We start from the raw sequence: 13301 nt of genomic DNA on the forward strand, positions 1-13301 counted from the left end.
CGGAAACCTGACTGAAGAATCAGCCGATTCTACCAGCCTTTGCTCCCGCCTTTGAGTGCTTACTGACTGACCGTCAGTTTGCCGACCATGCCCGCCTGGTAGTGACCCGGGATGTTGCAGGCGAATTCCAGGTTGCTCGCCTGCGTGAAGGTCCAGGTCAATTCGGCAGTTTTGCCCGGCTCCACCAGCACGCTGTTGGGATCATCGTGCTGCATCGCCCCATGGTCCATGCCCGCCATCGAGCCGTGGCCCATGGCCGCGTGATCCATGGCCGGCGCCTTCATGGCCGTCGGGGTGAGCTGGCCGCTTTGCTGCATCTTGAGCATTTCGGCCTGGTGCTGGCTGTGCATCGCCACGTCACCCAGGTTGAACTCGTGCAGCAACTGGCCCTTGTTGATCAACACGAAACGCACGGTCTCACCGGCCTTGATCTGCAGGGCCTTGGGATCGAACGTCATATCACCCATGACAATCTCCACCGTGCGCGTCGCCTTGGCCGCCGGGGCGGGCGCACCGAAGGCGTAAGTCTGCGCCGGCGCAGCCAGCAACGGCGAACTCAGTACCAGCAAGCAGCCGGCCAGCACCCAGGATTTACCGAAAAACATGATCACACTCCCACAAGATAAGGTTCAGCTTGTGGGAAACTCTAAGGGTGCGCCGCTGCCAGGCAACTGACGAGTTGATTACAACTTTGTCAGGTTGAGCTGGCTGAGCGCACGCCACGGTATAACACTAGTGTCCCCTCTACCCCGAGCCGCCCATGAAACTGCTGATCGTCGAAGACCAACCGAAAACCGGCCACTACCTGCGCCAGGGCCTGACCGAGGCCGGGTTCAACGCCGAACTGGTGGCCGACGGCATGACGGGCCAGCAACGGGCGTTGAGTGGGGAGTATGGGTTGCTGATTCTCGATGTGATGCTCCCTGGCCGCGACGGCTGGCAGATCCTGCACGCGGTGCGCAGTGCCGGCCTGGACGTGCCGGTGCTGTTCCTGACAGCCCGGGACGCGGTGCAGGACCGGGTGCATGGCCTGGAACTGGGCGCCGATGATTACCTGGTCAAGCCCTTCGCCTTTTCCGAGCTGCTGGCCCGGGTGCGCAGCCTGTTGCGCCGTGGCAGCGCGGCCCCGCAGGAAACCACCCTGCAACTGGCGGATCTGCGCCTGGACCTGATCCGCCGCCGGGTCGAACGCAACGGCCAACGGCTGGACCTGACCGCCAAGGAGTTCGCCCTGCTGGAAATGCTCTTGCGCCGCCAGGGCGAAGTGTTGCCAAAATCCTTGATCGCCTCCCAAGTCTGGGACATGAATTTCGACAGCGACACCAATGTCATCGAGGTGGCGATCCGTCGTTTGCGCCTGAAAATCGACGATGACTTCCCCAACAAGTTGATTCACACCGTACGCGGCATGGGCTATGTGCTTGAAGAGCGTCCAACCTGATGCCCCGCCTGTCCCTGAGCAGTCGCCTGGCCCTGCTGTTTGCCGCGTGCACCGCGGTGGTCTCGCTGTTCGCCGGCGTGCTGTTCAGTCGTGCCAGCGAAACCCACTTCATTGAGCTGGACCAGCAACTGCTGGACAGCAAGCTGGTGGCCCTGCGCAGCGCCCTGCAAGGCGCCGACGAGCCGGCACTGTTTGTCCAGCGTAAAGCCCGGCTGCAGGAAGAAATGAAGCACCAGACTGACCTCACGCTGCGGGTACGCGGTGCCGATGGCCACGTGTGGTTCGACAGCGCCGCCAATCTGCCAGGTGATTTGCCCACCCTGCCCGGCCTGTCCAGCCTGCACAGCGCCGGCACCGCCTACCGGGTCTACAGCGCACCACTGACGCCAGGACGCTCCGACGGTGCGCAACTGACCCTGATGCTCGACATCACCCACCACCAGCACTTTCTGCAGCGCATGCAGCATTTGATCTGGCTGACGGTCGGGTTGTCGGCACTGGCCACAGCCTTGCTCGGCGCCTGGGCGGCGCGCCGTGGCTTGCGTCCGTTGCGGCGCATGAGTGACGTGGCGGCCGGGGTGTCCGCCAGCTCCCTGACCCAACGCCTACCGGAAGTGCAGATGCCCGCCGAGCTGGCCGAACTGGCCCATGCGTTCAACGCCATGCTCGGGCGTCTCGACGACTCGTTCCAGCGGCTGTCGGCGTTTTCCGCCGACATTGCCCACGAACTGCGCACGCCCCTGTCGAACCTGCTGACCCACACCCAGGTCACCCTGACCCGTCCACGGGACCTTGAGGACTACCGCGAAGCGTTGCACAGCAACCTCGAGGAACTGCAATGGATGGCGCAACTGGTCAACGACATGCTGTACCTGGCCAAGGCTGACCACGGCTTGTTGATGCCCCGGCGTGAACCGCTGCAACTGGCGCAAGAGGCGGATGCGCTGCTGGAGTTTTACGCGCCTCTGGCCGAGGACGCGCAGATCCGCCTGACCCGCCAGGGCGAAGCCGCCATCAGCGGCGACCGCAGCATGCTGCGCCGGGCACTGTCCAACTTGCTGGACAATGCCCTGCGCTTTACTCCACCCCTGGGTGAAGTACAGATGCAGATAGTTGATGAGGCGCAGGGGTTGCACCTGACTATTGCCAACACCGGCGAAGGCATTCCCGCTGCCTTGTTGCCGCGCCTGTTCGACCGTTTTTATCGGGCCGATCCGGCGCGCCGTGAAGGCAGCAGTGAACATGCGGGGCTGGGCCTGGCGATTACCCAGTCAATCATCCGTGCCCATGGCGGGACCATTCGTTGCGAATCGGCCCAGGGCTGGACGCGCTTTGTGATCGAGCTGCCAAGAGGTAATTGAGCCCGTCTGTAGGAGCAAGCTCTGCGCCTACAGACTGGGGGATCAGGAATACCGCAACGCGTGCGCCGGCTCGATCTTCGCCGCGCGCCAAGCGGGGTAGACCGTGGCCAGGAAGCTCAGGATAAAGCCGGCCGAGCAGATCAACAGCACGTCGCCGCCCTGCAACTCCGAAGGCAGGTTGCTGACAAAGTACACGTCAGAACTGAAGATGTGCTGGCCGCTGACGCGCTCCACCCAGCCCACCAACGCACTGACGTTGAGCGCCGCGATCACGCCGAGGACGCCACCAATCAGCGTCCCGACGATACCGATCACCGTACCCTGGACCATGAAGATCGCCATGATCTGCCGCGGCGTGGCACCGATGGTGCGCAGGATCGCAATGTCGGCGCCCTTGTCGTTCACCACCATGATCAGGGTGGCGATGATGTTGAACGCCGCCACTGCGACGATCATCAGCAGCAACAGGCCGATCATGGTTTTTTCCATTTTCATGGCGCTGAACAGGCTGCCCTGGGTGTGGGTCCAGTCATCGGCCTTGTATCCGGCCCCCAGACTGCCGGCAATCGCCGCCGACACCTGGGGCGCGGCGTACAAGTCCGTCACCGCCAGGCGCACGCTTTGCACCTGGTTGGGTGCCCAGCGCTGCATTTGCGCGGCATCGGCCACATGGATCAGGGCCATCGAACCATCCAGTTCGGCCCCCACCTTGAACACCCCCACCACATTCAGGCGTTGCATGCGTGGGGTGATACCTCCCGGCGCGCTGCTGACTTCCGGCACGATCAGGGTGATCTTGTCGCCGACATTCAAGCGAAAACGCCGTGCGGTGATTTCGCCAACCACCACCCCGAACTCGCCGGGCTTGAGGTCATCCAGGCGCCCTTGCACGATGTGCTGGGCAACAATCGATACCTTACCTTCCTGGGCTGGGTCGACGCCGCTGATCTGGATCGGCTGCATCGAGCCCTTGTAGGAGAGCATGCCTTCCATCTCGGTGAAGGGCACTGCAGCGGTCACGGCGGGATTTTTCAGCGCGGCGGCGGCCACCGGCGCCCAGTCGTCGATCGGCTTGACGCCAACGATGGTCGCGTGGGGCACCATGCCGAGAATCCGTGAGCTCATTTCGCGCTGGAAGCCGTTCATCACCGACAGCACCACGATCATCGCCAACACGCCCAGGGCGAGGCCGATCATCGAGGTCATCGAGATAAACGAAACAAAACGATTGCGGCGCTTGGCGCGGGTATAGCGCATGCCGATAAAGATCGATAGCGGTCTGAACATTCGCTGGGGCACCGTATAAAAATAAAAGACCCGGCGCCTGTTCAGGCACCGGGTTTCAAAGCATCAGATGGGCGTCAGGCGACCTTCCTGCAAGTGCAGTACGCGATCCATCTGCCGCGCCAGGTTCATGTCGTGGGTCACCACCAGGAACGCCGTGCGCATCGAGGTGCTGAGTTCCAGCATCAAGTCCTGGATGCCTTGCGCGGTATGGGAGTCGAGGTTACCGGTCGGCTCGTCAAGCATCACCAGCCCTGGTTTGTTTACCAGCGCACGGGCGATAGCGACGCGCTGACGCTCGCCACCGGACAGTTCGGCCGGCTTGTGCTCCAGGCGATGCCCCAGCCCTACCCGCTCCAGCAAGGCGGTCGCGCGCTGGCGGGCCTCGGGGATCGCGGTCTTGCCGATCAACAACGGCATGCAGACGTTTTCCAGGGCGGTGAACTCAGGCAACAGGTGATGGAACTGGTAGACGAAACCCAACGAACGGTTGCGCAGCAAGCCACGGTTCTTTTCATTGAGTGCCGACAGCTCTTCACCGGCCAACCAGACACTGCCCTGGGTCGGCGTATCGAGCCCGCCCAGCAGGTTGAGCAAGGTACTCTTGCCCGAACCCGAAGTCCCGACGATTGCCACGCGCTCGCCCGGATGCAACTCCAGTTGCAGACCGGCCAGCACCTCCACCGACTCCGGGCCTTCCTCGTAGGATTTGCCCAGGTTGCGGCAACTCAAGATTGCTTTTTCGCTCATGCCCAACTCACTCATAACGTAGCGCCTCCGCCGGCTGGGTGCGCGCGGCACGCCAGGCTGGATACAGGGTGGCGAGGAAACTCAGGACCAACGCCGCGCCGCAGACCATCAACACATCCTGAGCCTGCAACTGCGACGGCAGGTAGTCGATGAAGTACACATCGGCATTGAGAAACTTGTGCCCGATCAGGCCTTCGAGGGCGGAAATCGCCGCGCTCACATTCAGCGCGGCAAACATCCCCACCAGCGCGCCGATGGCCGTACCGACCACACCGATCACCGTGCCCTGGACCATGAAGATCGCCATGATGGTGCCCGGCGTAGCCCCCAGGGTGCGCAGGATCGCGATGTCGCCCTTCTTGTCATTGACCACCATCACCAGCGTGGAAATGATGTTGAACGCCGCCACGGCGACGATCAGCAGCAGCAACAGGCCGATCATGGCTTTTTCCATGCGGATGGCCTGGTACAGGTTGCCGTGGGTGCGGGTCCAGTCACGGGCGTAGAAACGGTCATCGCCCAATTGCTGGGCGATGTTCCAGGCCGCGCGCGGGGCCTGGAACAGGTCATCGAATTTCAGGCGCAGGCCCTGGATCTGGTCCGGCTTCCAGCGACGCAGTTTCGACAAGTCCTGCTGGTTGGTGACACCCAGGTAGCCGTCGATCTCACCGGCGCCGACATGGAAGATGCCGACCACGGTAAAACGCTTCATGCGCGGGAACATCCCGGCCGGGGTCACGGTGACTTCCGGCGCGACGAAGGTCAGCTTGTCGCCGATGCCCACCCCGAGCTTGGCCGCCGCCTTGTCGCCAATGACAATGCCGAAGCTGCCGGGCGCCAGGGCGTCGAGCTTGCCCTGCTGCATGAAGTTATCAATGATCGAGACCTGGCGCTCCAGCGCCGGGTCGATGCCATTGAGCAGCACCTTGGAGACCTGGCCATTGTTGGTCAGCAACCCCTGCATCTGGGTAAAGGGGGCAACGGCCACCACCTGCGGGTTCTGCTTGACCTTGGCGGCCAGGCTCGGCCAGTCGCTGATCGGCTCACCGGACTCGATGGTCGCGTGGGGCACCATGCCCAGCACGCGGGTGCGCATCTCATGATCGAAGCCGTTCATCACCGACAGCACCACAATCATCACGACCACGCCCAAGGCGAGTCCGATCATCGAAGTCAGGGAAATGAACGACACAAAATGATTGCGCCGCTTGGCACGGGTATAACGCGTACCGATAAATACGAAGAGAGGTCTGAACATGTCGGGGCTTGTTCGGAGGGAAAAGGAACGTCCTTGTGGCGGGGGTCGATAACCAGCTTTACACTCAGACCACCGCCGCTACCATGGGTTCGCCATGTCGACATTAGATGAAGAAGATCGCCGCGAATACTACCGTATCGAGGACAGGATCGCACTGGAAATTCAGCCCCTGACGGGCCCCGCCGCCACGGCCGAGGAAGTGTTGCAGGATGCTTCCCCGCTGTTCAATCTGCTCAGTGAACTGCACCTGAGCGAATTCGAATCCCAGCACCTGCTGCGCCAGATCAGCGAGCGCGATCGCAACACGGCCGCCTACCTGAAAGCGCTGAACAAACGCATCGACCTGCTCAGCCAGGTGGTGGCCTTGACAGTGCTCGGCCAGATCGGCGAACCACAACCGGTGATCCTTTCCGAAGGCGGCTTCGACTTCCAGCATCCGACCCCGCTCGCCCCCGGCAGCTACCTTTCGATCAAACTGGTGCTCATGCCCCAGGCCCTGGGCCTGCTGGTACGCGCCCGAGTCACTCATTGCGATGCCAAGGACGGCCGTTTTGACGTCGGCACCGAATTCCAACACTTGAGCGATGCCCAGCGCCAACTGCTGGCACGCTATATCCTGCAAAGACAGGCCCAAGAACGCCGCCTGGCGCGCGAACTCACCGAATCCGGCAATTAATTAAGGAACAACCGTGACCCTCATCTACGGCCACCGCGGCGCTAAAGGCGAAGCACCGGAAAACACCCTGAGCAGCTTCCAGCAATGCCTCAAGCATGGCGTGCGTCGCTGCGAACTGGACCTGCACCTGTCCATGGACAACGAGCTGATGGTCATCCATGACTCGACGCTCAAGCGCACCACCGACCGCCGCGGCAAGGTGGTTGAGCACAAGGCGGCAGACCTGGTGACCTACGACGCGCGCAAGGGCGGACCGGGCTGGATCAAGCCCTGCCCGATCCCGACCCTGGAGCAACTGTTCGAACAGTGCGACTTCGACCATTGGCAACTGGAAGTCAAAAGCGCTTCACGCACCCGCGCCGCCACCACCGTGCTGGCGATTCGCGAAATGGCCCAGCGTTTTGGCATGCTGGACAAAGTCACCATCACCTCGAGCTCGCGGGAAGTGCTCAAGGCGGCGCTGGACCTGGTGCCGGATGTGTCACGGGGACTGGTGGCCGAATACGCCTGGCTCGACCCATTGAAGGTCGCGCAAAGCTATGGCTGTGAGATTCTGGCGCTGAACTGGACCCTGTGTACGCCGGAACGCCTGGAGAAGGCGCAGCGTCAGGGCCTGCATGTATCAGTGTGGACCGTCAACGAACCCGCGCTGATGCGCAGGCTCGCTGATTTCGGCGTTGACAGCCTGATTACAGACTTTCCCGGTTTGGCCATTGCCACTCTCGAGAATTGCTGAAATCGGTCTCCCCGGCCGGCTCAGGCCACCGGCCGGAGCCGCTCAAAAAAGCCGGTTGAGGCCATCGTACGCAGCTACCCGATAGGCTTCGGCCATGGTCGGGTAGTTGAACGTGGTGTTGACGAAGTACTTCAAGGTGTTCAATTCGCCCGGCTGGTTCATGATCGCCTGGCCAATGTGCACGATCTCCGACGCCTGATAGCCGAAGCAGTGCACGCCCAGCACTTCCAGGGTTTCCCGGTGGAACAGGATCTTCAGCATGCCTTGTGGCTCACCGGCAATCTGCGCCCGCGCCATGCTCTTGAAGAACGCCTTGCCGACTTCGTAAGGCACCTTGGCCTGAGTCAGCTCCTGCTCGTTCTTGCCGATCGAACTGATCTCCGGAATGGTGTAGATCCCGGTTGGTACGTCGTTGACGAAACGCCAGCTGCCGTTGTCGACAATGCTGCCAGCGGCCGAACGACCCTGGTCATGGGCGGCACTGGCCAGGCTCGGCCAGCCGATCACATCGCCTGCGCCATAGATGTTCTGGATGCAGGTGCGGTAGTTCTCATCGACTTCGATCTGGCCACGGCTGTTGACCTTGACCCCGATGTTTTCCAGACCCAGTTGATCGGTGTTGCCGGTCCGGCCGTTACACCAGAGCAAGGCATCGGCCTTGATCTTCTTGCCGGACTTGAGGTGCAGGATCACCCCGTTGTCCACGCCTTCAACGTGATCGTAATCTTCGTTGTGGCGCACGGTGATGTTGTTGTTGCTGAAGTGGTAGCTCAGGGCCTGGGAGATTTCCGAGTCGAGGAAGCTCAGCAACTGACCACGGTTATCCACCAGCTCTACCAGTACACCCAGGCCACTGAAGATCGAGGCGTACTCGCAACCGATCACGCCAGCACCGTAGACAATCAGTTTACGTGGGGTGTGACCGAGGCTGAGGATGGTGTCGCTATCGTAGATCCGCGGGTGGTGGAAATCGATATCGGCCGGGCGATACGGACGCGAGCCGGTGGCGATGATGATGTGCTTGGCCACCAGTTTTTCAACCACGCCGTTGGCGCAGACCACTTCGATGGTCTGCTCGTCAGCGAAGCTGCCGGTGCCAAAGAACACGTCAATCCGATTGCGCGCGTAGTAGCCGGTGCGCGAGGCAACCTGCTTGGAGATGACTTTCTCGGCGCTTTTGAGCACGTCCGGGAACGAGAACCAGCGCGGCTCACCAATGGCCCGGAACATCGGGTTGGTGTTGAACTGCATGATCTGCCGGACCGAGTGCCGCAACGCCTTGGACGGGATGGTGCCCAGGTGAGTGCAGTTGCCGCCGACCTGGCGACGACTATCGACCATCGCCACCTTGCGCCCTGCCTTGGCGGCATTCATTGCCGCGCCTTCTCCCGCCGGGCCGGAACCCAGCACCACCACGTCGTAGTTGTAGACAGCCATGCGTACTCCTCAGAACAGGCCGCGGCGCCCCGTTGGCACCTGCGGCTAAATCACGCCGGCCATGCGGCATGAAGGAACAATTTGGGGTCAGTCGAAAACCCAGGAACAGTCTATAGAAGCGTCAACGCCGCGCACATTAACCCTTGGTCGCGTCGTAGGCTAGTTTTGCCTGCACTACAACGCCAGTCGCACCTGGGATCGGGGCCCGATTCATTGGGGGTTTTGCCGACTCAGGCGGATAAAAGCCTGACTGCTGCGTGTGACGAAACCGGTATCGGTGCGCATCAAAAAAAAAGCTGCAATCGCGTGTTTTTCTGCGTATTCCAGACCACGCTCCGGCCCCAGGATCAGCAACAGGGTCGACCAGCCATCAGCCATCAGCGCTTGCCGATCAACCACCGTTACCGCCGCCAGGTCATGCAGCACCGGTGCCCCGGAACGGGCGTCGAAGGTGTGGGAATAGCGTCGCCCGCCCTGCTCGAAATAGTTGCGGTAGTCGCCCGAGGTCGAGACCCCATAGCCGTCCAGCGTCAGCACCCGCTCCACCACCTGCTGGTCGTCACGGGGTTCCTCCAGGGCAATCTTCCAGGGAGTGCCGTCGAGTTTTGTGCCGACGGCCTTGAGTTCACCAGTGACTTCGACGAGATAGCGGGTGATGCCCATGTTATCCAATGCCGCGGCAATCCGGTCGACGGTGTAGCCGGCAGCAATACTGTCGAAGTCGACCTCCACCGGCGCGTCCTTGCACAGTTGCTCGCCCTCGATCCGCAGGTGGTGGTAGCCGACTCGCAGACGCACCTGTGCCAGCGCTTGCTCACTGGGGACCTGCAAGGTGCGCGCCTGCGGGCCGAAGCCCCAGAGGTTCATCAGCGGTCCGACCGTCAAGTCGTAGGCCCCTTCGCTTGCGCGAGACAGCTGTTCGCCGACCTTGACCAGTTGCAGGACCGCTGCCGGCATCGGCTGACAGCTATTGGCCGGCAACGCATTGAAGCGCTCGATATCGGAATCGCTGCGATAGGTCGACAGTTGCCGATCCACCTCGGCCAGTATGACCTCCACCTGCTGGCGCACCTGCGCTGGCCCGGGCAGCCGCCCATGGCGAACGTATTGGATCGAGTAGCTGCTGCCCATGGTCGGCCCGGCAAATTTTTCCTGGGAGTCGCCGTTGCCGCAGCCGGTCAGGGCGGCGACCAACAGCAGCCCGGCCGAGCACCTCCACTCCCTACGCGCCATTTGGAAAGCTCCCGCCCATACCCCTTTCAGCGCTCCAGTTCACTGAGAATCCGATACGCTAGGCGTACCCGCGCCTCATTGGGATAACTCTTGTTCGCCAGCATCACAATGCCCAGTTTCCTCTCGGGCACAAAGACCACGTAAGCCGAGAAACCACCCGTCGAGCCGGTCTTGTTGATCCAGGAAGCCGCCTTGGGTGGCTGGGGCGGGTTGATTGCGGTAACGGTGTGGCTGTCGTAGATCATCTTGTCGCCATTACCCTCGATCAGCGTGTCGAGGGCTACGGGGTAGTCGTACTGCTCCCAGATCAGGTCCTGGGTCATGGCGCCCACCTGGAAGTAACCCTTGTGGGTTTCCAGCAATGCGCTGCGCAGGTTTGCCGCGACCGGGATTACCCCCAGGTTGACTTCGACAAACCGCAGCAGATCGCCGGAAGAGGTTTTCACCCCATAGGCTTCATCACCCAGCACCCCGGAATTCAACCGCACGGGCGCGTCCTGCTTGTTGTAGCCCTGGGCGTAGAGCGCCTGCTTGCTCGCCGGTACGTCGATGTAGCTGTTAGTCATGCCCAACCCAGGAAACAGTTGGCCCTCCAGCGCCTGGGCGTAAGGCACTTTCATGCTGATCGCGGTGATCATGCCCAATGCGCCAATACTCGGATTGGCATAGGTACGCTGGACACCTGGCGCATAGGACGGCTGCCAGGCCTTGAAGTACTCCAGCAGTTGCGGGGTGTCCTGCACCTGATCCGGTACCTGCAACGGGAAGCCGCCGGCGGTATGGGTCGCCAGGTTCAGCAGCGACATCCGGTCGAACGGGCTGCCGGCCAGTTGCGGCAGGTACTTGCCCGGGTGGTCGGCGAGTGAGAGTTGGCCATTGACCTGCGCGTAGGTCGCCAGGGTGGCGGTGAACGTCTTGCTGATCGAGCCGATCTCGAACAACGTATCGCTGCTGACCTTGCGCTGCGTGTCCCTGGAGGCTACGCCAAAGTTGTAGAAGCGCTGCTGGCCGTCTACGGACAACCCAATGGCCAGCCCGGGAATGTTGTACTGCTGCATCAGCGCTTGCGCAGCCTCTTGCACCACCGTATCGATAGCCGGGCGCTCAGTGCTCGCCACAGTAAGCGGCGCGAAAGACGCGGCGCAGGTCAGTGCAAGTAACGCGGCACGGGGTAGTCGGATCAGGCGCATCAAAGTCGTCCTCAGTGTTCTGTCGGGGGGCGAAAGTCGCCCAACCTAGCATTTTGCCTCCCACGCACAAACAAAAACGCCCCGACACTGTCGGGGCGTTTTCATCTGCGGCTAAGGCTTAGCGCGGGAAGGCTGGCGGGTTGACCCCGGCCATGTCTTCCATCACGCGGACCACCTGGCAGCTGTAACCGAATTCGTTGTCGTACCAAACGTACAGCACAACGCGGTTGTCTTGGGTGATGGTAGCTTCAGCGTCGACCACACCGGCGTGGCGCGAGCCCACGAAGTCGGTGGATACCACTTCCTGCGAGTTGACGTAGTCGATTTGCTTGTGCAGATCGGAGTGCAGCGCCATGTAGCGCAGGTACTCGTTCATCTCTTCACGGGTAGCGGCTTTCTCAAGGTTCAGGTTGAGAATGGCCATCGACACGTTTGGCGTCGGGACACGGATCGCGTTACCGGTCAGCTTGCCAGCCAGCTCAGGCAGGGCCTTGGCAGCAGCGGTAGCAGCACCAGTCTCGGTGATAACCATGTTCAACGCAGCGCTACGACCACGGCGATCGCCTTTGTGGAAGTTGTCGATCAGGTTCTGGTCGTTGGTGTACGAGTGAACGGTTTCAACGTGACCGTTGATGATGCCGAACTTGTCGTTCACTGCCTTGAGCACCGGCACGATGGCGTTGGTGGTGCAGGAAGCGGCGGACACGATCTTGTCGTCAGCGGTAATTTCAGCGTGGTTGATGCCGTGAACGATGTTCTTCAGCTTGCCTTTGCCCGGCGCGGTCAGGACCACGCGGCCGATACCCGGGCACGCCAGGTGTTGACCCAGGCCATCGGCGTCACGCCATACACCGGTGTTGTCCACCAGCAACGCGTCTTTGATGCCGTACTGGGTGTAGTCCACCTCAGTCGGGTTCTTCGCGTAGATCACCTGGATCAGGTTACCGTTGGCGGTAATGGTGTTGTTTTCTTCATCGATGGTAATGGTGCCGTTGAACGAACCATGGACCGAATCGCGGCGCAGCAGGCTGGCACGTTTCACCAGATCGTTTTCGGCGCCTTTGCGCACCACGATGGCCCGCAGACGCAGACCGTCGCCACCACCGGTTTTTTCGATCAGGATGCGCGCCAGCAGACGGCCGATACGACCAAAGCCGTACAGGACAACGTCGGTGCCTTTGCGGGCCGAAGCGTTTTGCTGGCCAACCACGTCAGCCATTTCTTCACGTACGAACTGCTCGGCGCTGCGACCATTGCCTTCGTTACGGAATTTGAACGCCAACTTGCCCAGGTCTACCGAAGCCGCGCCGAGCTTGAGCTCGCTCATGGCTTTAAGCAGTGGGAATGTTTCGTGGACGGAGAGTTCGCTGTCGTCGGAAGAACGATGGCGAGCAAAGCGGTGAGCTTTGAGAATCGCGATGACAGACTGGTTGATCAGGCTGCGGCCATAGATCGAGCTCACCACGTTGTTATTGCGGTAGAGCTGGCCGATCAGCGGAATCATCGCTTCTGCGAGTGCTTCACGGTCGATCCATTCACCAAGACACTGGTCGGGCTTCTGAGTCACGGTAACCTTCCACATGTAGGGGCAGAAAAAAGGGGCTACATTATGCCGCCGAGTCCCTCCCGTAGCAATGCGCGCTTGTCGTGCAGACAGTAACAATTTTTTCCTGGAAAAAAATCGACCCCGCTGAAGCCCAGTAAAACCGTGGCCTGCAGCGCACCCCATTTTTCATAGACAGCGCTGTCTTGTCTGTAACCCTCCGTAACACTCAGCACTTTTGCCACTACATATTCACTAAAAAAGCGCTGGTTTTTATGATTACCACTACATTTCGCCCAACCTGCGTAATAGACACAGTCTGCAACTGACAGGCGGCACCCGGGACCGCTACAATTACCGACTTTGTCGCAACGCTTGGAGCTCAACCTTCC

Annotated in this window: 12 protein-coding genes; 4 read left to right on the plus strand and 8 right to left on the minus strand. The window is 61.2% G+C overall.

All coding sequences use genetic code 11. The annotated features are described in order from the left end of the window. Positions 1-59 precede the first annotated feature (59 nt). Positions 60-605 (minus strand): copper-resistant cuproprotein CopI, encoded by a 546-nt coding sequence (copI, locus tag AACY45_RS06435; protein WP_339544683.1) that lies wholly within the window; start codon positions 603-605, stop codon positions 60-62. A gap of 155 nt (positions 606-760) precedes the next feature. On the opposite strand from copI, the gene AACY45_RS06440 reads away from it, so the two are divergent. Beyond that, entirely contained in the window at positions 761-1441 is a 681-nt protein-coding gene (locus AACY45_RS06440) for a heavy metal response regulator transcription factor (RefSeq protein ID WP_339544684.1), read from the plus strand. Continuing rightward, positions 1441-2802: a heavy metal sensor histidine kinase gene (locus AACY45_RS06445; RefSeq protein WP_339544685.1), complete on the plus strand. Its 1362-nt coding sequence runs from the start codon at positions 1441-1443 to the stop codon at positions 2800-2802. The genes AACY45_RS06440 and AACY45_RS06445 overlap by 1 nt, the downstream gene beginning before the upstream one ends. Positions 2803-2844: 42 nt before the next feature. On the opposite strand, the gene AACY45_RS06450 is transcribed toward AACY45_RS06445, so the two are convergent. The 3 genes from AACY45_RS06450 to AACY45_RS06460 form a co-directional block, all read right to left on the minus strand. Beyond that, on the minus strand, positions 2845-4089 hold the full coding sequence (locus AACY45_RS06450) for a lipoprotein-releasing ABC transporter permease subunit (protein WP_339544686.1): 1245 nt from the start codon (positions 4087-4089) through the stop codon (positions 2845-2847). Between the two features lie 63 nt (positions 4090-4152). Further along, positions 4153-4836 (minus strand): lipoprotein-releasing ABC transporter ATP-binding protein LolD, encoded by a 684-nt coding sequence (lolD, locus tag AACY45_RS06455; RefSeq protein WP_339544687.1) that lies wholly within the window; start codon positions 4834-4836, stop codon positions 4153-4155. A gap of 7 nt (positions 4837-4843) precedes the next feature. After that, complete coding sequence (locus AACY45_RS06460) at positions 4844-6094, minus strand: lipoprotein-releasing ABC transporter permease subunit (RefSeq protein ID WP_339544688.1); 1251 nt, start codon at positions 6092-6094, stop codon at positions 4844-4846. Positions 6095-6188: 94 nt separating this feature from the next. Between AACY45_RS06460 and AACY45_RS06465 the strand changes: the two genes are divergently transcribed. Together AACY45_RS06465 and AACY45_RS06470 are read left to right on the plus strand one after the other, a co-directional pair. After that, positions 6189-6770, plus strand: coding sequence for a PilZ domain-containing protein (locus tag AACY45_RS06465; protein WP_339544689.1), 582 nt, complete (start codon positions 6189-6191; stop codon positions 6768-6770). Between the two features lie 13 nt (positions 6771-6783). Continuing rightward, positions 6784-7506: a glycerophosphodiester phosphodiesterase gene (locus tag AACY45_RS06470; RefSeq protein WP_339544690.1), complete on the plus strand. Its 723-nt coding sequence runs from the start codon at positions 6784-6786 to the stop codon at positions 7504-7506. Positions 7507-7548: 42 nt separating this feature from the next. On the opposite strand, the gene sthA is transcribed toward AACY45_RS06470, so the two are convergent. The 4 genes from sthA to AACY45_RS06490 all read right to left on the minus strand — a co-directional run bounded on the left by sthA (position 7549) and on the right by AACY45_RS06490 (position 12948). Then, the gene (gene sthA, locus AACY45_RS06475; RefSeq protein WP_095082288.1) at positions 7549-8943 is read right to left on the minus strand and encodes a Si-specific NAD(P)(+) transhydrogenase; all 1395 of its coding nucleotides are present in this window, start codon (positions 8941-8943) and stop codon (positions 7549-7551) included. Positions 8944-9153: 210 nt separating this feature from the next. After that, entirely contained in the window at positions 9154-10176 is a 1023-nt protein-coding gene (locus AACY45_RS06480; RefSeq protein WP_339544691.1) for an FAD:protein FMN transferase, read from the minus strand. Positions 10177-10202: 26 nt separating this feature from the next. Further along, complete coding sequence (ampC, locus tag AACY45_RS06485) at positions 10203-11366, minus strand: class C beta-lactamase (protein ID WP_339544692.1); 1164 nt, start codon at positions 11364-11366, stop codon at positions 10203-10205. 118 nt (positions 11367-11484) lie between these two features. Beyond that, positions 11485-12948 (minus strand): glyceraldehyde-3-phosphate dehydrogenase, encoded by a 1464-nt coding sequence (locus AACY45_RS06490; protein ID WP_339544693.1) that lies wholly within the window; start codon positions 12946-12948, stop codon positions 11485-11487. Positions 12949-13301 lie beyond the last annotated feature (353 nt).

Origin of the sequence: Pseudomonas sp. RA_35y_Pfl2_P32 (assembly GCF_963970735.1) — a bacterium.
Classification (GTDB): domain Bacteria; phylum Pseudomonadota; class Gammaproteobacteria; order Pseudomonadales; family Pseudomonadaceae; genus Aquipseudomonas.